The following is a 22946-nucleotide window of genomic DNA, read 5'->3' on the forward strand; positions in this document are numbered from 1 at the left end:
AGTGAGTCTTGATGACTAAGCGCTGTGTTCCGGCTTCGCTATCAGGCTTTCCAGAGAAGGCATCGTCCCGTTGTAATGTTCCAAGGTGATGGACGTGTCCGGCGTCGCGCCACCCTGCTCCGTGAATTGGCCTTGGGTACTCACCTCAATCGTTGGCGAACCCTGGTTATCCACAATGCGAATATAGTGGCTAATATCCGTTCCCGCCTCCAGCTCGCCGACCAGATCGCTCAGGTCGATGCGGTCGCCTTCCGCCAGGTTGAAGTCCTTGATGGTGTCGAATCCGGTATCGCCCGCTTTCCAGACGAAGGTGTCCGCACCGCTGCCGCCGATGAGCGTGTCGTTGCCGACGCCGCCTTTCAGAACATCATTGCCGCTTCCGCCATATAGGATATCGTCGCCCAAACCACCGTCCAGGTTGTCGTTACCGCCCTGTCCGTACAGGATATCATTACCCGAACCGCCGCCGAGCGTATCGTTACCGCCCGCAGAGGTGGCAACATCGAATTCCGCGCTATGTCCGGCGATGTAATCGTGTACCTGCTGCACGGAAGCGGTGGTGTCCGCCCCCAGATGCAGCTGGTTGCCGACATACTGCTGCAAGGCAGGCAGACCATTGCCGTCGATGCCGTCGAACGAGATAGAGTCGCCAAACAGAATATCGTCGCCGTTACCGCCCAGCAACGTGTCATGACCGCCGGACAGAGACTGATTCGATCCCAGAATCGCTTCAGACAACTGGCCCGGATCGATGTGATCCAATACCACGCCGTCGCTATCGTAGTTTTTCAGGCTCGATGCGTTCAACGAATCCCCAACCCCGATAGCTTCCACACTCGATACCTGATGCAGCAATGCGTAGCCTTCAGAGGAGTTCGACGCCGTCGCCGTGTTGGCATTGTAGCCCGTACCCGCCAGATGAGAGATCTCGTAAGTCCCGTCGCCCTGGGCATGAACCTGACCGATCACCGAACGCGACACGCCTCCACGACCCGAGCTGTAGTAGTACACGTCGCCGCTGCCGCCGATCACCTCGCGGTTCACTCCCGAAACGTTCATATAGTAGGAATGGCCCGGTTGGTAATCAAACGAGTCGATATTCAGTGTCGTATCTCTGCTGACCCTGACCGTATCGGTTTCACCGGCCTGATAATAGGTCGGTTCACCATCGGTGATAAAGTAGGTCAGGTTGGTGCCGGGATTGCTTTCCACGGTATCGCTCTGGAACCAGTTAGCCGCCGTTTTGAATACATCCTCGTAGTTCGTCCCACCGCCGGAGGTCATTGTCTCCAGCGCCGCAACCAGTTTAGACAAGGCGTTCGAATCCGACAGGTTGACGGAGATCGTCTGCCCGACTTTAGTATCGAAGTCCGCCAGGAACACATTCACCGATCCCGCGTGGACATCCGACGTACTCTTGACCAGGTTGTTAAAGACATTGGTCAGCGAAGCCACCGTCTTACCGATGCTGTCGTTCGACATACTGCCGGAGGAGTCGACCAGGAAGGCAATGTTATAGTTTTGCCCTTCCATAATCTGCAGACCGGAAACGTCGCCGACGATCAGGTCATTACTGATCGTCCCCGTCAGCGTATCGTCACCGGTGGTCCCCATCGTAGCGCCAAACTGTTCAACCTCCTGCGAAGAGTAGCCGGTCGACGAATCGTAGTTCGCCACTTCGGTCGCCGTCGCCTGGGCAATGATGTCGAACTTGCCGACGTCAACAGGCGTCTGGATGGTGATGGTTCCGGCTAACGTATCCAGATGCTGAGCATTGGTAATTAGGTAAACGCCGTCCGCGCCGACGGTGACCGCCACGTTATTGATGTGATCGGTCAACACGGAGCCTTCCGGAATCCCCGTCAATGTAATGCCCGACAGCTGCTCGCTGCCGTCAAGGTCGGTCAGCGCGGCAGACACGGTTAACTCATGCTGCTGATAACCCACCTGCTCCGCGACGGACTCTTCCTTGAAGTCTGGCTTATCTGCCGCGATGTAGCTGCCATCGCCGTAGATAATACCGTCCAGATGGTTCGCGCCGGCGATCAGCGTATTGCCCTGATATGTGATGGTCACAGAGTCATACGTGTTCACGTTGGTGGCGGCATTGTTGTTCGGACCGACGTAGGTGGCGTAGCCATCGGCCGTCGTTCCCTCAACAAAGATATAGTCAGGGCGTGTTCCAGAAGATTCCGTCCCGCTATTGCCGGTCACCGCGTTCAGCGAGCGCCAATTGCCGTCCTGATAATAACCGCTGCCGTCATGGACAACAAAGAGGTCGGTGTACTGGCTGCTGGTGCCGTTCGTGTTCCCCTGGCTATAGTAAGCGACTACGCCGTTACCCACAATTTCAGGCACGGTATCGCCCTCGGACAGCCAGATGCGCACGTTGTCGCCGATACGCACAATTTTGCCGTCCTGAACGTCGAAGCCGCCGTTTTCACTACCGCCGTTGACCTTGATGTAAGCCGGGGTCGTCGGCACCGTTTCACCGCTGGAGATATCCAGCGATACCACCGGCGTATCCGCCACCGGCGTCACGTTTACCGTCACTTCGCCCTGAGAGCCGATATTGCCTGCGGCATCAACCGGCCGCCAGCTCAGATCCGCCAGTCCGTTTCCGGACACATTGGCGGCAGGGACAAACTGCAACGCGGTATCCCCCGCCGTCAGTTCCTGACCCACGATAACCGGATGCCACTCACCGCCCTGGCTGTAATAGAATGAGCCAGCGCTGGCGTCGGGCAGCGAAGAGATCACGATGCTGCTGGTGTCGGAGGACACGCCCAAATCGCTCCAGGCGATCGACAGCGCCGTATCTTCTGCGACGGTCAGCGTATGGCTGCCGCCATCCGGACCGGCCGTATCCACCTCGTAGCCGTGATCGGCCATTGCCGTGGCCACGTTGCCCGCCATATCCAGCGTCCTGACGGAAGCGTGAATCTGCGAGTCACCCGCCAGCACGCTACCTGGAACAGTCACGCTCCAGATATTGCTGCCGTCCGCTGCGGCGACCACGTTCGTTTGATAAGACTGACCGCCCACGGTCACCGTGACGATATCGCCGACCTGCACGTCATTGCCGACGCGACCGGTGATGGTCTGAGTCTGACCTGATTCCGCCAGGTTAATGGTATTATCCGCCGTGACTGCATCAATCGTGATGCTGGCTTCCGGTGCCGCCGTGTCGACCGCGTAGCTATGGTCCGCCGACGCCGTTGCCGAATTGCCGACGACATCCGTCGTGGTGACTTCCGCATGAATCTGCGCGTTACCGGCCAGCACGTCGCCCGGCACAGTCACGCTCCAGACGGTGTCCCCATCGTCATTGACGGTGACTTCGGTTTGATAACTAACGTCGCCCACGTTGACCGTCACGATATCGCCTGCCTGCACGTCGTTGCCGACGTGGCCGGAGACCGTCTGGGGTTGTCCGGACTCGACGATGTTGAGGGTGTTGTCGCTGGTGACATCATCGATGGTGATGCTGGCTTCCGGCGCGGCGGCATCGACGGCGTAGCTGTGATCGGCCCCCGCCGTAGTGGCATTGCCGGCTGCATCGGTGGTGGTGACTTCGGCATGGATCTGACTGTTACCGGCCAGGACCTCGCCCGGCACCGTTACGCTCCACGCGTTGCCGTTATCCGAGGCGGTGACGGTGGTCTGATACGACTGATCGCCGATAGTGACGGTCACCGTATCGCCCACCTGGACGTCGTTGCCGACGCGGCCGATGATGGCCTGATTCTGACCCGCTTCCGCGATATTGACGGTGTTGTCACCGGTCACGTCGTCGATAGTAATCGACGCTTCCGGCGCGGCGGTGTCGACCGCGTAGCTGTGGTCAGCACCGGCAGTCGTGGCATTGCCTGCACCATCGGTAGTAGTGACTTCCGCATGGATCTGCGAGTTACCGGCCAGTACCTCGCCCGGTACGCTTACACTCCAGACGTTGCCGTTATCCGACGCCGTCACGGTGGTCTGATACGACTGGTCGCCAATGGTCACGGTCACCGTATCGCCGACCTGCACGTCGTTGCCGACGCGACCGGTCACGTTCTGGTTCTGACCCGCTTCCGCGATATTGACGGTGTTGTCACCGGTCACGTCGTCGATAGTAATCGACGCTTCCGGCGCGGCGGTGTCGACCGCGTAGCTGTGGTCAGCACCGGCAGTCGTGGCATTGCCTGCACCATCGGTAGTAGTGACTTCCGCATGGATCTGCGCGTTACCGGCCAGTACCTCGCCCGGTACGCTCACGCTCCACACGTTGCCGTTATCGGACGCGGTGATGGTGGTCTGATACGACTGATCGCCAATAGTCACGGTCACCGTATCGCCCACCTGCACGTCGTTGCCCACACGGCCGGTCACGTTCTGGTTCTGACCGGACTCGGCGATATTCACGGTGTTATCGGCCGTCACGTCGTCAATGGTGATGCTGGCTTCCGGCGCGGCGGTATCGACCGCGTAGCTGTGATCGGCACCCGCCGTGGTGGCATTGCCTACTCCATCGGTGGTGGTCACTTCGGCGTGGATCTGCGCGTTACCGGCCAGCACCTCGCCCGGCACCGTTACGCTCCACACGTTGCCGTTATCGGAAGCGGTCACCGTCGTCTGATAGGACCGGTCACCGATAGTCACGGTCACCGTATCGCCCACCTGCACGTCGTTGCCCACACGGCCGGTCACGTTCTGGTTCTGACCGGACTCGGCGATATTCACGGTGTTATCGGCCGTCACGTCGTCAATGGTGATGCTGGCTTCCGGCGCGGCGATATCGACGGCGTAGCTGTGATCGGCACCCGCCATGGTGGCATTACCCGCCGCATCGGTGGTGGTCACTTCGGCGTGGATCTGCGCGTTACCGGCCAGCACATCGCCCGGTACGCTCACGCTCCACACGTTGCCGTTATCCGACGCCGTGATGGTGGTCTGATACGACTGATCGCCAATAGTCACGGTCACCGTATCGCCGACCTGCACGTCGTTGCCCACACGGCCGGTCACGTTCTGGTTCTGACCGGACTCGGCGATATTCACGGTGTTATCGGCCGTCACGTCGTCAATGGTGATGCTGGCTTCCGGCGCGGCGGTATCGACGGCGTAGCTGTGATCGGCACCCGCCATGGTGGCATTACCCGCCGCATCGGTAGTGGTCACTTCGGCATGGATCTGCACGTTACCGGCCAGTACCTCGCCCGGTACGCTGACACTCCACGCGTTGCCGTTATCCGAGGCGGTCACCGTCGTCTGATAAGACTGGTCGCCAATGGTCACGGTCACCGTATCGCCGACCTGCACGTCGTTGCCGACGCGGCCGGTGATGGCCTGCGGCTGACCGGCTTCGGCGATATTCAGCGTATTGTCTGCCGTCACATCGTCGATAGTGAGCGACGCTTCCGGCGCCGCCGTGTCGACCGTATAACCGTGGTCGGCAGAGGCTGTAGCCGGGTTACCCGCCGCATCGGTAGTGGTCACTTCCGCATGGATCTGCACGTTACCGGCCAGGACCTCGCCCGGCACCGTTACGCTCCACGCATTGCCGTTATCCGAGGCGGTGACGGTGGTCTGATACGACCGGTCACCGAGGGTCACGGTCACCGTATCGCCGACCTGCACGTCGTTGCCGACGCGACCGGTGATGGCCTGCGGCTGACCGGCTTCGGCGATATTGATGGTGTTGTCTGACGTCACGTCGTCAATGGTGATACTGGCTTCCGGCGCGGCGGTATCGACGACGTAGCTGTGATCGGCCCCCGCCGTGGTGGCATTGCCGGCTCCATCGGTAGTGGTGACTTCGGCATGGATCTGCGCGTTACCGGCCAGCACATCGCCCGGCACATTCACGCTCCACACGTTGCCGTTATCGGACGCGGTCACCGTCGTCTGATAGGACCGGTCACCGATAGTCACGGTCACCGTATCGCCCACCTGCACGTCGTTGCCCACACGGCCGGTCACGTTCTGGTTCTGACCGGACTCGGCGATATTGACGGTGTTGTCACCGGTCACGTCGTCGATGGTGATCGACGCTTCCGGTGCCGCCGTGTCGACGAAATAACCGTGGTCGACTGAGGCTGTAGCCGGGTTGCCGGCTGCATCGGTAGTGGTGACTTCCGCATGAATTTCAGTGTTACCGGCCAGTACCTCACCCGGTACGCTCACGCTCCAGACGTTGCCGTTATCGGAAGCGGTCACCGTCGTCTGATAGGCCTGATCGCCGAGGGTCACGGTCACCGTATCGCCGACCTGCACGTCGTTGCCGACGCGACCGGTCACGTTCTGGTTCTGACCGGACTCGGCGATATTGACGGTGTTGTCACCGGTCACGTCGTCGATGGTGATCGACGCTTCCGGTGCCGCCGTGTCGACCGTATAACCGTGGTCGGCAGAGGCTGTGGTCGGGTTACCGGCTGCATCAGTAGTGGTGACTTCCGCATGAATTTCATTGTTACCGGCCAACACGTCGCCCGGTACGCTCACGCTCCACACATTGCCGTTATCGGAAGCGGTCACCGTCGTCTGATAAGACCGGTCGCCGATAGTCACGGTGACCGTATCGCCGACCTGGACGTCGTTGCCGACGCGACCGGTCACGTTCTGGTTCTGACCCGCTTCGGCGATATTGACGGTGTTGTCTGACGTCACGTCGTCGATAGTGATCGACGCTTCCGGCGCGGCGGTATCGACGGCGTAGCTACGATCGGCCCCCGCCGTGGTGGCATTGCCGGCTGCATCGGTGGTGGTCACTTCCGCATGGATCTGCGAGTTACCGGCCAGGACCTCGCCCGGTACGCTTACGCTCCAGACGTTGCCGTTATCCGACGCCGTCACGATGGTCTGATACGACTGATCGCCGATAGTCACGGTCACCGTATCGCCGACCTGCACGTCGTTGCCGACGCGACCGGTGATGGCCTGCGGCTGACCGGCTTCGGCGATATTGATGGTGTTGTCTGACGTCACATCGTCAATGGTGATGCTGGCTTCCGGCGCGGCGGTGTCGACCGCGTAGCTGTGGTCAGCACCGGCAGTCGTGGCATTGCCTGCACCATCGGTAGTAGTGACTTCCGCATGGATCTGCGCGTTACCGGCCAAAACCTCGCCCGGCACATTCACGCTCCAGACGTTGCCGTTATCCGACACCGTCACGGTGGTCTGGTACGACTGGTCGCCAATGGTCACGGTCACCGTATCGCCGACCTGCACGTCGTTGCCGACGCGGCCGGTGATGGCCTGATTCTGACCGGCTTCGGCGATGTTCACGGTGTTGTCTGACGTCACGTCGTCAATGGTGATGCTGGCTTCCGGCGCCGCCGTGTCGACCGCATAACCGTGATCGGCAGAGGCAGTAGCCGGGTTACCGGCTGCATCGGTAGTGGTGACTTCCGCATGAATTTCAGTGTTACCGGCCAGTACCTCACCCGGTACGCTCACGCTCCACACATTGCCGTTATCGGAAGCGGTCACCGTCGTCTGGTATGCCTGATCGCCGATAGTCACGGTCACCGTATCGCCCACCTGCACGTCGTTGCCGACGCGACCGGTCACGTTCTGGTTCTGACCCGCTTCGGCGATATTGACGGTGTTGTCACCGGTCACGTCGTCGATAGTGATCGATGCTTCCGGCGCCGCCGTGTCGACGAAATAACCGTGGTCGACAGAGGCTGTAGCCGGGTTGCCGGCTGCGTCGGTGGTAGTCACTTCCGCATGGATCTGACGGTTACCGGCCAGGACCTCGCCCGGCACCGTTACGCTCCACGCGTTGCCGTTATCCGAGGCGGTCACCGTCGTCTGATAGGCCTGATCGCCGATAGTCACGGTCACCGTATCGCCGACCTGCACGTCGTTGCCGACGCGACCGGTGATGGCCTGATTCTGACCGGCTTCGGCGATATTCAGCGTATTGTCTGCCGTCACATCGTCGATAGTGATCGACGCTTCCGGCGCCGCCGTGTCGACCGTATAACCGTGGTCTGCCGTAGCCGTGGTCGGGTTACCGGCTGCATCAGTAGTGGTCACTTCGGTGTGGATCTGCACGTTACCGGCCAGGACCTCGCCCGGCACCGTTACGCTCCAGACGTTGCCGTTATCAGAGGCGGTCACCGTGGTCTGGTACGACTGGTCGCCAATAGTGACGGTGACCGTATCGCCGACCTGGACGTCGTTGCCGACGCGGCCGGTGATGGCCTGCGGTTGACCGGCTTCGGCGATATTCAGCGTGTTATCTGACGTCACGTCGTCAATGGTGATGCTGGCTTCCGGCGCCGCCGTGTCGACCGTATAACCGTGGTCGGCAGAGGCTGTAGCCGGGTTGCCGGCTGCATCGGTGGTGGTCACTTCGGCATGGATCTGCGCATTACCGGCCAGTACCTCGCCCGGCACCGTCACGCTCCAGACGTTGCCGTTATCAGAGGCGGTCACCGTGGTCTGGTACGACTGGTCGCCAATAGTGACGGTGACCGTATCTCCCACCTGGACGTCGTTGCCGACGCGGCCGGTGATGGCCTGCGGTTGACCGGCTTCGGCGATATTCAGCGTGTTATCTGACGTCACGTCGTCAATGGTGATGCTGGCTTCCGGCGCCGCCGTGTCGACCGTATAACCGTGGTCGGCAGAGGCTGTAGCCGGGTTGCCGGCTGCATCGGTGGTGGTCACTTCGGCATGGATCTGCGCATTACCGGCCAGTACCTCGCCCGGCACCGTCACACTCCAGACGTTGCCGTTATCCGACGCGGTGACGGTGGTCTGGTACGACTGGTCGCCAATAGTGACGGTGACCGTATCGCCCACCTGCACGTCGTTGCCGACGCGGCCGGTGATGGCCTGATTCTGACCGGCTTCGGCGATATTCACAGTGTTGTCTGCCGTCACGTCGTCGATGGTGATGGACGCTTCCGGCGCGACGGTATCGACGACGTAGCTGTGATCGGCACCCGCCGTGGTGGCATTGCCGGCTGCATCGGTGGTGGTCACTTCGGCGTGGATCTGACTGTTACCGGCCAGCACCTCGCCCGGTACGCTCACGCTCCAGACGTTGCCGTTATCGGAAGCGGTCACCGTCGACTGATAGGCCTGATCGCCGAGGGTCACGGTCACCGTATCGCCGACCTGCACGTCGTTGCCGACGCGACCGGTGATGGCCTGCGGCTGACCGGCTTCGGCGATATTCAGCGTGTTGTCTGCCGTCACGTCGTCGATAGTGATCGACGCTTCCGGCGCCGCCGTGTCGACCGTATAACCGTGGTCGACAGAGGCTGTAGCCGGGTTGCCGGCCGCATCGGTAGTAGTCACTTCCGCATGGATCTGGCTGTTTCCGGCCAGGACCTCGCCCGGCACCGTTACGCTCCACGCGTTGCCGTTATCCGAGGCGGTCACCGTCGTCTGATAGGCCTGATCGCCGATAGTCACGGTCACCGTATCGCCGACCTGCACGTCGTTGCCGACGCGACCGGTGATGGCCTGATTCTGACCGGCTTCGGCGATATTCACAGTGTTGTCTGCCGTCACGTCGTCGATAGTGATCGACGCTTCCGGCGCGGCCGTGTCGACCGTATAACCGTGGTCGACTGAGGCTGTAGCCGGGTTGCCGGCCGCATCGGTAGTGGTCACTTCGGCATGGATCTGCACGTTACCGGCCAGCACGTTGCCCGGTACGCTCACACTCCAGACATTGCCGTTATCCGACGCCGTCACGGTGGTCTGGTATGCCTGATCGCCGATAGTCACGGTCACCGTATCGCCGACCTGCACGTCGTTGCCGACGCGGCCGGTGATGGCCTGCGGCTGACCGGCTTCGGCGATATTCAGCGTGTTGTCTGACGTCACATCGTCAATGGTGATGCTGGCTTCCGGCGCGGCGGTATCGACGGCGTAGCTATGATCGGCCCCCGCCGTGGTGGCATTGCCGGCTGCGTCGGTGGTGGTAACTTCCGCATGAATTTCAGTGTTACCGGCCAGTACCTCGCCCGGTACGCTCACGCTCCACACATTGCCGTTATCGGAAGCGGTCACCGTCGTCTGATAAGACCGGTCGCCGATAGTCACGGTCACCGTATCGCCGACCTGCACGTCGTTGCCGACGCGACCGGTGATGGCCTGCGGCTGACCGGCTTCGGCGATATTCAGCGTGTTATCTGACGTCACATCATCAATGGTGATGCTGGCTTCCGGCGCAATGAGGTCGACCTCATAGCCGCGATCGTCGGTCGCCGTGGTCAAGTTGCCCGCATCATCAGTGGTAATGACTTCAGCATGGATCTGTGAGTTATCGACCAGGGTGCTGCCCGCCACATCCACACTCCAGACGTTGTTGCCATCGTCATCATCAACAACGGAGGTTTTATAGGTGTTGCCACCAATGGTCACCGTCACGGTGTCGCCGATTTTCACCTCACCGCCAACACGCCCAGTGATAGTTTGCATCTCGCTTGATTCGGCAAGATTAATGCGGTTGTCATCAGTAATCGGGTCAATGGCGATGGTCGCGTTCGGCGCCAGTGTATCAACCGTTACGGAGCTTTGTGAGCCCTGACCGGAGTTACCGGCGTCATCCGTATAGCTGCCGTCAGGCACGGTAACAGATACCGGACCTTCGTAATCGCTTTCCGGCGTCAAAATCGCGACCCAATGCGTGGGATCGTTAGGATCCTGAGTCAGGCCGGTGACAGTACCATGATCAACAGTGATATCCGACAGGTCGAAATCTTTCGGCGTCTCTGAAAATTTGAACTCGACCTTTCCGTCTTCGGCGAAGGAAATGGCGAGCGAAGGAGCCGTTGTATCGGCAGAAGCCGCTTCAGAAGAAGAATCAGTCGGCATATCTGAACTGAGACGGCCGCCGGAAATGTCTTCGGAAGAAACATCTGTTGTAGAAGTTAGCGTTGCGGTCTCGTAACCAGAAGTCGGATCAACCACGTTGCCCGTCAGGTCCAATACGACGTTTTCGCGATGGCCGCCACCCTCGCCGGCTTCACCGATGTCAGTGCTGGCATCATTGCCAGCGGCGGTCGCCTCGAGTGACTGCGTCGGGTCCAAACCCTTCGCGATGGCCTCCTGAACGGCAGCGACATCCTGTGCCTCTGTCGCACGGTGATCTGTGGTCGTCCCGGGGTTTTGGGACTCGCTCCACTGACTATCGCGCCCCAAATCCAGAGTCCGTCCATCCGGCAGTGAAATTGAAACGGCGCCAGCATTGCCTGTGGCCACTTGCTCGCCGCGATAGATATGGTCTCCAGCAGAAACCTGACGTTGAGTACCATCCTGCGCTATGACAAATACTTGTCCGATAACAAATTTGATGGTACCGATAACGCTACTCACTATAGCCTCTCCTCAATATTTTCGATGGAAACCATCGAATGAAAAAACCGATTAAATTTATATGTAAAGCCTTTTCGTAAATCAGGCTTTAAAGAATGATTTCAATCTCTTGTTATTACTTTATTATTGCAACTGAAAGTATTTAGCTGACGTCAATGACTTGACTCAGCCCCTAATATAATAAAAAATTTGGAACATTCTTACCAAAATTTTACTCGATTAGAGCAAAGAATTTGCGGTAATGCGCCAATTTTTTCGATAAGCGGCTAATGGATTGACAGCTATCATTTTATTAATGGAATGCTGTTTCCTTTGGTCATTATTGAAAAAGAAATAACTCATTATTAATGGCATTCAGGAAAAAGCGTTATATGAAGCGTAAAAATCCATTTGTTTCTTTACTTTTATTAATCACGGTTTCCCCTATTTCATTTGCTGATACGTTAAAAGATGCAATTGAAAACACGCTAAATACTCACCCTGAAATAAGTGCGGCAAGTAACAGCCGCCATTCAGCGGAGAGAAATGTACGTGCCGCCCAGGGGGGCTATCTACCGAGTATTTCTCTCAACGCCGGTATCGGCAAAGAGAACCTCGATACTCCTTCCACCCGCGCTCAGAACAGTCACAACGACATTCTTACGCGTCGGGAAACATCAATCAACCTGAGTCAGATGGTCTTTGATGGTTTCGAGACCGCCAATGCCGTTGCTCAGCAAAAAGCGACGGTCAATTCCAGAGCCTATAAAACGCTGAACACCAGCGAGACTCGCGCTCTCGATGCGGTCCAGGCCTACTTCGACGTATTGCAGCGTCACGAATTTCTGCGTCTTGCCGAGGAAAACCTGAGCACCAACCAGCGTATTTACGATCAGATCAAACTGCGTTCCGAGCAGGGCGTCAGTCGTCTGGCCGACCTGGAACAGGCGGAAGCGCGTGTCGCGCAGGCGCGCAACAATGTGCTGACCGAACAAACCAACCTGACCGATGCGGAAAGCAATTATTTCAGCGTCGTAGGTAAAGAACCGGTGGGCCTGCAGATCCCGAGCAACGATCTGCTGAACATTCCCGCTACGCTGGTTGATGCCAAACGCATCATGGTTGCGAATAGCCCGATTCTGAAGTCTGCCGAGTCAGATATAGAGGCGACCAGAAAGCAGTACGAGGCTCAAAAATCAGGTTTTTATCCCAAATTCAACGTTGAGCTTGCCCGCACATTAGACGAAAATGTCGACGGAACGCGCGGTAAATACAACGAATGGCAGGCCATGCTGCGGATGCGCTATAACCTGTATGAGGGCGGCAGCACCAAAGCAACCTTGGAATCGAAAGCTTTCCAGGTCAAAGAAGCGGAAGATGTACGTAATAACATGCTACGTCAGTTGAATGAAGAGTTGCGTCTTTCCTGGTCCGCGATGAATAATGCGCGCCAACAGCTGCCTATCGCGCAAGAATATGCAGAACGTAGCCGCCGCGTGCGCGACGCATACCAGAAGCAGTTTAGTCTGGGCGAACGCACCCTGCTGGACGTGCTGGACAGTGAAAATGAGCGCTTTACTGCACAGCGCAGAATGGTCGAAATTCGCTTCCTGTCGCTGTACAGCCAATATCGACTGAAAGCCCGTATGGGCGACCTGTTGAGCAGCCTGTCGATTCCTGCGCCATCCGCAGGTCAGAGCCTGAGCGCTGTCAATACGCAGGTAGATCTGCCTGACTTACAATAATTTTCAGTCAGCCCATGCCTTTTCCGTCCGCGGAAAAGGCATTCTCAGTTAAGGAATGTTTGGTTAATGATGCCACAGCATGAACAACCACCTGGCAGCACCGACGCTGCTGCTTCCGTAAACCATGACCCTCGCAATCGTCACGATGACCCCCTGCTTGATAGCCTGTTGATACTTTGCAAACTTCAGGGAAAATCCGCCAGCCGTACTACGCTGACCGCCGGGTTGCCGCTCGCAGAGCAACGAATGACGGTTGAACTGCTGCCGCGTGCCGCAGCGCGCGCAGGACTACAGGCCCGCGTGCTCAAGCGGCCGCTGAATGCGATCTCCGGCATGTCGTTGCCCGCGATGCTGCTGATGCGAGAAGGCCGCTCTGCCATCCTGCTGGGTTGGAACAGCGACGGCAGCGCCCGCATCATGCCCAGTGAAACCGAGGGCGGCGAAATCGTCGTCGACCATAGTACTTTGCAGCAAAACTATCTGGGATTAGTGATGTTCGCGCAGCCCCGACATTCGTTCGATCTGCAGCAAACCTCGTTGATCCCGCGCACAAAATCCTGGTTCAAGGACACGCTGAAGCTGTCCCGCTTCCTGTATATGGACGCGATTCTCGCCAGCCTGCTCATCAACATCATCGCGCTCGCCACCCCACTCTTCGTGATGAACGTTTATGACCGCGTGGTACCCAATCAGGCGACGTCAACGCTATGGGTACTTGCCCTCGGCGTCAGCGGCGCTTTCTTTTTCGATCTGATATTGCGCACGCTGCGCAGTATCTGTCTGGATATCGCGGGTAAAAAAACCGACCTTATCCTTTCCGCCACGCTGTTCGAACGCATCACCGGCATGGCGATGAAAGCGCGTCCCGCCCGGGTCGGCAGCTTCGCGCAAAATATCCATGAATTTCAGCTGCTGCGGGATTTTCTGTCCTCGCTGACGCTGACCACGCTAATCGATTTTCCCTTTACTTTGCTGCTGCTGCTGGTCATTGGCATCATCGGCGGCCCGCTGGTGTGGATCCCCATACTCGCCTTCCCTCTGGCCTTGCTGGTGAGTTGGGCGCTGCAAAAACCGCTGACCTCGACCATCGAAAAATCGCTGCATCTGGCGAGCGAACGTCAGGCAACGTTGATTGAGACGCTGACCGGGCTTGATGCGATTAAGGTCAATAACGCGGAAAGCGAGCGCCAGCATCAGTGGGAACAGACGATCGGCAGCCTCAGCCGTCTGGAAATGCGGGCAAAAACGCTCTCTTCTCTGGCGGTCAACCTGACCCAGTGGTTCCAGCAGTTGGCGGGCGTCATCATGATCGTCGTCGGCGTTTATCTGTTGATTGACGGTAAACTGAGTATGGGTGCGCTCATCGCCTGCTACATGCTTAACGGACGCGCCTTGATTCCGCTGGGACAACTTTCCGGTCTGGTCACCCGCTATCAGCAGGCCAAATTGACGATGGTGACGACCGAGCAGATGATGGAGCTGCCGCAGGAGCGCAAGGAAGACGAACGCCCGCTAAAACGCGAAAACATCATCGGCGGCATTGAGTTTCGCGATGTGACCTTCAATTACCCCGAACAGAAGATGCTTTCTCTGTCGAACATTAACCTGACCATTCAGCCAGGTGAGAAAGTCGGCATCATTGGGCGAACCGGGTCAGGCAAAAGTTCGCTGGAAAAATTACTCGTCAATCTCTACCAACCGACCAGCGGCAATCTGCTGATCGATGGGGTAGACTCGCGGCAGTTGGACGTCAGCGATCTGCGCCACAACATCGGTTATGTCCCGCAGGATATCCAGCTGTTCAGCGGCTCGCTGCGCGATAACCTGATTTGCGGCGCACGCTATGTAGAAGACGAAGCCATGCTGCGCGCCGCCGAAATCGCCGGCGTCAGCGAGTTCGCCCGGCTTCATCCCGACGGCTTCAACCTGCAGGTCGGCGAGCGCGGTTTACAGCTCTCGGGCGGCCAACGTCAAGCCGTGGCCATTGCACGCGCCCTGCTGCTGGAGCCGCCGATTCTGGTTATGGATGAACCCACCAGCTCCATGGATAACAGCAACGAAGATCGCCTCAAGCAGGCTCTGCAATCCGCATTGATCAACAAGACGCTGCTGCTGGTGACGCACCGCGTGTCCATGCTGTCGCTGGTTGACCGCCTGATCATCATGGATAAAGGCCGCATTATTGCCGACGGTCCGAAAGCCATCGTGATGGATGCATTAAAGAAGGGGCAGATCAATGCGTCTCGTTGAAAGCACTAAAAAAATCCTGGCCTATTTTCAAGCATCTCGTAAAAACAGCGATGCGCAGACCATGCCCGAAGTCAGTCAGGCCATGGTGGAAGATGCGCCCCGAATTATTCGCGTCACGCTATGGGTAATTCTGGCATGCATCAGTTTTTTCCTGCTGTGGGCCGCTTTCGCCGAAATCGACGAGGTGACACACGGCGAAGGGAAAGCCATTCCCTCCACCCGGCTACAGAAAATTCAGAACCTTGAAGGCGGGATCGTGAGCGAGATTTTCGTGCACGAGGGGCAAATCGTTAAGGCAGGCGAGCCGCTGTTGCGTCTGGATGACACCCGTTTTGCTTCCAACGTCGGTGAAACCGAGGCTGACCGACTGTCTCTGGTGGCCCGAATCGCCAGACTGAATGCGGAGATCAACGACACGCCGCTCACACTGCCCGCCGAGGTGGAAAAGCAGGCTCCTACCGTCGCCACCGGCGAGCGGGATCTCTACAACAACCGCAAGCGGCAGTTCAACAACGAAATCTCCGGCCTAAAAGAACAACTGGTGCAACGACGCCAGGAGCTGCGTGATTATGTTTCCAGGCAGGAGCAATACCGCAGCAGTCTGAATTTGCTGCAGCAGGAAATCAGAATGTCCGAGCCGTTGATTAAGGAAGGCGCTATTTCTAAGGTCGAAATTCTTCGTCTGCGTCGCTCCGAGGTCGAAACCCGCGGCCAGATGGATTCGGTAACGCTGTCCATTCCGCGCGCCGAGGCGGCATTGAAGGAAATCGATAACAAAATCGAAGAGACTCACGGCCGCTATAAAAGCGAAGCCTTATCGCAGTTAAATGAAGCGCAAACCAATCTCAACAAGATTGCGGCAACGGGCAAAGCACTGGAAGACCGCGTCAACCGGACGCTGGTGGTGTCGCCCGTCCGCGGCATCGTGCAACAGATTCTGGTGAATACTATCGGCGGCGTTATTCAGCCGGGTAACGATCTGGTTGAAATCGTACCGCTGGACGATAGCCTGCTGATTGAAGCTCGTATTCGCCCACAGGACATTGCCTTTTTACATCCCGGTCAGCAGGCAGTGATCAAATTCACCGCCTACGACTACACCATTTATGGCGGTTTGAAAGGACACCTGGAACAAATCAGCCCGGATACCGTGACGGATAAAGAGGGACGCAGCTACTACGTGATCCGCCTGCGCACCGAGAAAAATCATCTGGGTAACGAAGACAAACCGCTGCTGGTCATCCCAGGAATGGTCGCGACCGTGGATATTATGACCGGTAAGAAAACCATACTGCGTTATCTGCTTAAACCCATCCTGCGAGCCAAGGCGGAAGCGCTGCGAGAGAGGTAGCATTTACGCTAATCAATCGGTTATGGACTGATCGGAACGTCAACGTATGACGGGCAACCTCTAAGGGCGGCCCGTTTTTTTTGGCAGAGTTCTTAGCCTTTTTCGTTTCGATGACCCGCCCGTCCCCGAGCAAATGCGGCGTTTGAAGTGAATACCCATTTGCGTCATGAAATCGCGGAAGCAACCTTGCTGAGAACTTGATTCGAACAAAGTGGGCCGTTGCCCGTGATTTAACGTCGGCCCTCATCCTACTTCGCCGCCCCAGCGACAAACATCATCGCACAGCGAAATACGGCAGGGATCAGTGAGTGTTTACATCATGGTAGATCATGGTCTGGCTGCGTCCCCGCGTTTTGGCCTGATACATGGCGGCGTCGGCATTGATGGCGAGCGACAGCGCGTCGGCGCCGTGCTCAGGATAAAGGGCAATGCCGATGCTACAGGAAATATCGAGCGTTTTACCTTCAATTTCGAAAGGCTCATTCAGCGCATAGTGGATTTTATCCGCCACATACAGCGTGTTCTCCTGCTCTTTGATCCCTTGCAGGAGAATAATAAATTCGTCGCCGCTGCGGCGATATACCGTATCGCTATCGCGAACGGCAAGGCGCATTCGCGCGGCCGCTTCCTTCAACAGCAGGTCGCCGACGGCATGGCCGAAAGTGTCATTGATCTGCTTGAATTTGTCCAAATCCAGGAACATCAGCGCGATTTTACGCCCCGTCTGCTTCGAAAGCTGAATAGCCTGCTCCATCTGTTCCGCAAAGGTCAGCCCGTTGGCCAAGGACGTCAGGGAATCATAGTGCGCCAGCTGGCGATAGTGCTCTTCGCTGCGGCGCAGCATATCGATGGCGCGATAGCGTTCAATGGCGACGGAGACCAACTGCGCGGACTTCTCAATGGATTCGATTTCGTCTTTGGCCGGAGAGTAGACTTTGCGATGATAAACGCTAAGTACAGCTAATATTTCATCATTTTGTCCGAACACGGGTTCAGACCAGCAGGAGCGTAAGCCGGCATACAACGCCAGACCTTTATAGAGCGACCAGCTCGGATCGGTGGAGATGTCTTCTGCAATGACCCGTTTACCGGTATGTGCTGCCGTACCAAACGATGCTGCGCCGTCGGCAATCTTCACGTTATGAATGGCATTTTTATAAAAACCCGGCAGGCTGGGTGCAGAGCCGAGAGTCAAACATTTCTTGTCCTTGTCAATCAGCAGGACTGAACAGACGATTCTTCCAGGGCTCTTCTCTTCTACACTAAAAATAATGGCATCGAGAATATCTTTAAGAGGCGCCCCGCTGGACAACAATTCTAACGCCCGGTTGTAGGAATTATCGTGATACTCTTTTGTTTTTCTCTCTGTAATATCCATTTTAATGCCGACATACTGAATAGCGTTACTCGCCTTATTATATATCTTTACAATGCTGGCTTTTTCCCAATACAACTGACCATTTTTTTTGCGATTAATAAACTCCCCATTCCATATATCGCCTTTATTCAGCGTATCCCAAAGCTCTTCATAAACTCTGGCATTGGTCATCCCCGAGCTAAGAATACTGGTATTTTTACCAATCACCTCCTCAGCGTCGTACCCTGACATGGAGATGAACTGTCTGTTTACATAGATAATTTCGCAATTTTCGTTGGCAATGAGTAGAGCAGCAGGACTGTATTCCGCGGCAAACAGAACCATGTTCAAAAAATCCAGCTTTTTATTTTCAGTGCTGGACTTTTCCTGGCGCTTACGGTTTCGTAACGAAGATACACCCAAGAGAATAATCAATAGAGTTATTATAATTTCATACACAATAACACTCTCCTCAGGGCCGTAGGGTCCTGAACGAACACAGCGCATCACTGAAGACGAAAAATCCCGGTAATAACGTCCCCCTATTCAGTTTTTCAGAGTTGGCAGATTTCCGGAGAGTTGATGGGATAAATGAAAAAAATATCCGGCCAGGCTGAGAGTTCAAAAGCATAGGAATGTAAGCATAACGCCCCCCAAATATCACTGCGTGAAGATAGAAATAATCAAATAAAAAAATTCAGCTTTTTTGTTATATATACCGCCAACACTTTTATAAGTTTTACTAATATTTTAAAGTTAATCTTTATGCATTCAGCCTGCGCTGTATTTTGACTATCAATTGTAATGAAGCAAATCAATTATACCAATAATTAACACCCTTTTAATCACAAAAACCTATCATGCGTAAATTATTGATCGTTACAAGCAAACCATTGATTTTTTATTGATAGAAATCAATTGGTTATTTCTTTTGTTTTCTACAAGTTAAACCGCAAGAGACGGACGCCGATGTACATAGCGTCAATCATTATTATATACCGTTATTAATAGACAAATTAACATAATTAACTACAATTAAACCAAATTAAAGAGTTAAACATCTACAGTTTAAATTTTCTTAATCAAACACTTTGTTTTTATCATCACATTCTTTAGGCCCTGTCGCTTCAAATAGCCCTATATTCGAAACTATTCATCCCATCGGCTCGCCGTATGTGAAATTAAAAGAAAATGGAACTCTGTAAAAAGATAGGATTGACTACAGGCGACGTTAGAATTCGAGTTTTAATGACTCGAAATATTCAAATGACTGGGGGCGAGAAAGGAAATAGCCTTGTGCTGCGGTTGCGTTGGACTCTTTGACCATAACCCATTCGTTTTCCGTTTCCACGCCTTCAACGACAATGTAATTACAGTAACGGGTCATCAACGTGATCAGCAGATGAAAAATCTGGCGTCCTTCTTCAGTTTGCCGAAGCATGACGAACAGCTCTCGGGCGACTTTGATGCAATCGTGCCGTACCATCAACAGAGAAGAAAAGTTGGCTACACCGCAGCCGAAATCATCCAGCCATAGGCGGCTGGCTTCGGGCAACGCGTTCAGCAGCTCTTTAGGCAAACCTTCCTGACACTCCACCAGCTCAAAACGCAACCAAGGCATACTGGCAATCAGCTTTTTTGCCTGCAGGTTTTTCTGCAAAGCCATCAGCACCGGCCCGTCGATATTGACTGAGGCCAGCAGGTCATCCCGAACAAAGCGGCGATGCAGGCGACGCAAGAGCTGCATCTGCTCGATAACGATTTTAAGGCGCATGCCGACATCGATACGAGCAAAGTAGACTTCGGGAGAAAGCGCTTGATGAGGGACGGTAGGATGCGAAATTGCCGTTAATAGCTCGACGCCCAGCAAGCGTCCGGTTGTTCGATAAATCGGCTGGAAAGTGTATTTCCGGCGGCAACTGAGCAAAAAATCAACGTCATCTTTTGTCTCCGGCCCACCACTGGGTGGAATGGGCCCAAACTGATTAAGCTGACTGATTTGATGCACTCTATATATTCCGTCGTTAGACATACGCTGAATGACTAAAATAATCCCACAGTTCCAGAAAACAGCCCTGACCGCGATGAAAGTAAATTCGGAGGCAGTTAACGTAATGTGGGCTACATTACGATGTAAACGTGACAGGCACATTGCTGTGTTGCGAATTTGACCGGTTTATCAAAGGGCTGTGGAATCGTAGTTTTTTAGCACCTAATGATAAAGACTAATTTACACACCGCCTAGGAGCTCAATCCAGAGAGTAAACGGTGATTTTGTGCTGTACTCCATCGGATGCCGCGGGCAGTAAAATGCCGCCCCGCGAACAAGGCCTATTTTTGATTATTTCCCATACAACCAGTCAGTTAGCGCAGACTGCCCTTTACCGGCGAACGGAATAATACAGCGCATAATAAATAGAGATTTAATAATAATAAAAACACAGATTTGTAGGACGGCGGATTCGAAATACCGCTCCTGAAGGATCATTCAAACCGTTTCGTCCCGCAGAATCCTCTCTTTTAGTCAAGCATCATCACTCATTGAGCGCCCCATGCCGTTGGGCTTATATCGCTTTTATGCTAAAGTGCGCGCCGCCGATGATGCCTCTTTTTGAGAAACGCGCGGCCCCCTGTCCACCCACAGATGTGGAGATCGCATCGAGAGTTGTGGCTCAGGCGAAGATGACTTCATCAGGTGCGATGGTTGCGGACAGGTCGCTCGATAGCGGCAAAAAATGGGAAAGATCTAATGGCATTATTAATTACTAAACGCTGCATCAACTGCGATATGTGCGAGCCAGAGTGCCCGAATCAGGCTATATCAATGGGAATGGAGACCTACGAAATCGATGCTGAGCGCTGCACGGAGTGCGTCGGTCACTACGACACTCCAACCTGCCAGAAAGTGTGCCCAATCGATAACACCATCGTCACGGACCCAGCGCACGTGGAAGATCAGGATCGGCTGTGGGAAAAATATGTCCGGCTACACCACACCGACCAACTCTAAACTGTCAGCTTTCCACAATGACGGTGGCGCACGCATAGCGCCGCTCATCCGCAAGTGAGACGTGCACATGCTGCACGCCCAGTTCTTGCGCAAATTTCGCCGCTCGACCAAGAAAGCGCAGGCATGGCTTACCCAAATCATTGTTGAATACCTCGAATTGGGCGAATGCCAAACCCTGACGAATTCCCGTGCCAAATGCTTTAGACGCCGCTTCCTTCACCGCAAAGCGTTTTGCCAGAAAGCGTATCGGCTGCTGATGTTCCTGGTAAATCGCCCACTCGGCGTCGCTCAAAATGCGACGCGCGAGACGATCGCCCGAACGCTCAACGGCCGCTTCGATACGCGCGATTTCGACGATGTCGGTGCCGAGTCCCAGAACCGCCATTAACGACGCGCTTCCCGCATCAAGGATTTCATTTCAGCGACGGCAGTCGGTAAGCCGCCCATCACCGCGCGCCCGATAATCGAGTGTCCAATATTCAGCTCGTGCATTTCCGGCAGCGCGGCGATGGGCTGGACGTTATGGTAGGTCAGGCCGTGACCGGCATTCACGCGGATCCCTTTGGCTGCCGCATAGGTCGCGGCGTCACGAATGCGTTCGAACTCATGCTGGCGCGACTCATCGCTGTCGGCATCCGCGTAAGCGCCGGTATGCAGCTCGATGTAGGGCGCGGCGCAGGCGACGGCGGCATCAATTTGGGCGCGATCGGGATCGATAAACAAAGAGACGTTAATTCCAGCAGCGTTCAGCTTCTTCACGGCGTCCTGCATTTTGTCCAGTTGTCCGGCGACGTCCAGACCGCCCTCCGTCGTCACTTCCTGCCGTTTTTCCGGTACCAGGCAGCAGAAGTGAGGCTGCAGTTCGCAGGCGATGGAAACCATTTCGTCCGTGACCGCCATCTCCAGATTCATACGCGTCTGAATGGTCTGGCGCAGCAGGCGCACATCGCGATCCGTAATGTGGCGACGGTCTTCGCGCAGATGCACGGTAATACCGTCCGCCCCCGCTTGCTCAGCGATAAAAGCAGCCTGAACCGGATCGGGATACGCCGTTCCCCGGGCGTTACGCAACGTGGCGATATGATCGATATTTACACCTAACAACAGCTCAGTCATGATCCATCCTTACTCGTTATCTCATCAATGGCGTCAGTTTACACCGCCGCCAATCCTGTTTGGTATTCCCGACGTTACTCTTCTTGCGACTGTGCAGGCTCGGGCGGTTTGATCACAAACTGTCGGAACAGCTCGCGGCTCTTGAGCGGTTTACCGCCGAGGTAGGGTTTAAGCGCCATGCGGGTGAACCGTTTGGCGGCGCGCAACGTGTCCGCATCGGGGAACTCCCTAGCCGCCAGCGAGCGAAGTTCGCGTCCGGTAAAACTGAGGCGGTCCACCACCAGACTGGCGATAAACCCTTTCTCTTCCCGATAGCGATAGGTCATGTCGTCCGCGACGCCCTCGCCGCTGCCGGAGCAGTGAAGAAAGTCGACGCCATATCCCAAATGCCCCAGCAGCGCCAGCTCGAAGCGACGCAACGCCGGTTCAGGCGAGCCGTCGAGCGCGGCCAGCTGTTGCAGACAGTGCAGGTAATCGAAGAACAGCGCGGAGAAGTTGGTTTCGAACTCGAGAACCCGAGTGAGCAGTTCGTTAACGTACAGGCCGCTGTACAGCGTACTACCGCTGATGGGAAGAGCCAGAGAAACCGGCTCGGCATTGCGAAGCGTTTTGACATCACCCCGGCCGCTCCAGCGTACCAGCAGCGGCGTGAACGGCTGAAGACATCCTTTCAGGCTGGAACGCCGCGCCCGGGCGCCTTTCGCCAATATCCGCACACGGCCCTGATTCTCCGTGAACAGATCCAGCAGCAGGCTGGTTTCACTGTAAGGGCGCCCATGCAAGACAAATGCGCGCTGCCAGCCTTCCATAGGC

At 55.9% G+C, this 22946-nt stretch carries 10 protein-coding genes; 4 read left to right on the forward strand and 6 right to left on the reverse strand.

Features of this window, described 5'->3' with window-relative positions; all coding sequences use genetic code 11:
- Positions 1–15: 15 nt before the first annotated feature.
- Positions 16–11325, reverse strand: coding sequence for an Ig-like domain-containing protein (locus tag I6N93_RS11975; RefSeq protein ID WP_197669154.1), 11310 nt, complete (start codon positions 11323–11325; stop codon positions 16–18).
- A gap of 371 nt (positions 11326–11696) precedes the next feature.
- Between I6N93_RS11975 and I6N93_RS11980 the strand changes: the two genes are divergently transcribed.
- From I6N93_RS11980 to I6N93_RS11990, 3 genes are all read left to right on the forward strand, one after another.
- Positions 11697–13049 (forward strand): TolC family outer membrane protein, encoded by a 1353-nt coding sequence (locus tag I6N93_RS11980; protein ID WP_085689963.1) that lies wholly within the window; start codon positions 11697–11699, stop codon positions 13047–13049.
- 66 nt (positions 13050–13115) lie between these two features.
- Positions 13116–15299, forward strand: coding sequence for a type I secretion system permease/ATPase (locus I6N93_RS11985; protein WP_085689965.1), 2184 nt, complete (start codon positions 13116–13118; stop codon positions 15297–15299).
- 61 nt (positions 15300–15360) lie between these two features.
- Entirely contained in the window at positions 15361–16650 is a 1290-nt protein-coding gene (locus tag I6N93_RS11990; RefSeq protein WP_373853582.1) for an HlyD family type I secretion periplasmic adaptor subunit, read from the forward strand.
- Between the two features lie 301 nt (positions 16651–16951).
- Here I6N93_RS11990 and I6N93_RS11995 read toward each other — a convergent pair whose 3' ends face one another.
- Together I6N93_RS11995 and pdeH are read right to left on the reverse strand one after the other, a co-directional pair.
- Entirely contained in the window at positions 16952–18466 is a 1515-nt protein-coding gene (locus tag I6N93_RS11995) for a sensor domain-containing protein (RefSeq protein ID WP_085689969.1), read from the reverse strand.
- Between the two features lie 772 nt (positions 18467–19238).
- The gene (pdeH, locus tag I6N93_RS12000; RefSeq protein ID WP_085689971.1) at positions 19239–20039 is read right to left on the reverse strand and encodes a cyclic-guanylate-specific phosphodiesterase; all 801 of its coding nucleotides are present in this window, start codon (positions 20037–20039) and stop codon (positions 19239–19241) included.
- Positions 20040–20756: 717 nt separating this feature from the next.
- Here pdeH and I6N93_RS12005 point away from each other — a divergent pair.
- Positions 20757–21017: a YfhL family 4Fe-4S dicluster ferredoxin gene (locus I6N93_RS12005; protein WP_085689973.1), complete on the forward strand. Its 261-nt coding sequence runs from the start codon at positions 20757–20759 to the stop codon at positions 21015–21017.
- 4 nt (positions 21018–21021) lie between these two features.
- Here I6N93_RS12005 and acpS read toward each other — a convergent pair whose 3' ends face one another.
- From acpS to recO, 3 genes are all read right to left on the reverse strand, one after another.
- Positions 21022–21402 carry a holo-ACP synthase gene (acpS, locus tag I6N93_RS12010; RefSeq protein WP_085689975.1) on the reverse strand — a complete coding sequence of 127 codons (381 nt, stop codon included), beginning with the start codon at positions 21400–21402 and terminating at the stop codon, positions 21022–21024.
- Positions 21402–22133 (reverse strand): pyridoxine 5'-phosphate synthase, encoded by a 732-nt coding sequence (gene pdxJ / locus I6N93_RS12015; protein ID WP_085689977.1) that lies wholly within the window; start codon positions 22131–22133, stop codon positions 21402–21404. Before pdxJ ends, acpS begins: the two co-directional genes overlap by 1 nt.
- Positions 22134–22207: 74 nt before the next feature.
- Positions 22208–22942 (reverse strand): DNA repair protein RecO, encoded by a 735-nt coding sequence (recO, locus tag I6N93_RS12020; protein WP_085689979.1) that lies wholly within the window; start codon positions 22940–22942, stop codon positions 22208–22210.
- Between the last annotated feature and the right edge of the window lie 4 nt (positions 22943–22946).

It is taken from the genome of Lonsdalea populi (assembly GCF_015999465.1).
GTDB lineage: Bacteria > Pseudomonadota > Gammaproteobacteria > Enterobacterales > Enterobacteriaceae > Lonsdalea > Lonsdalea populi.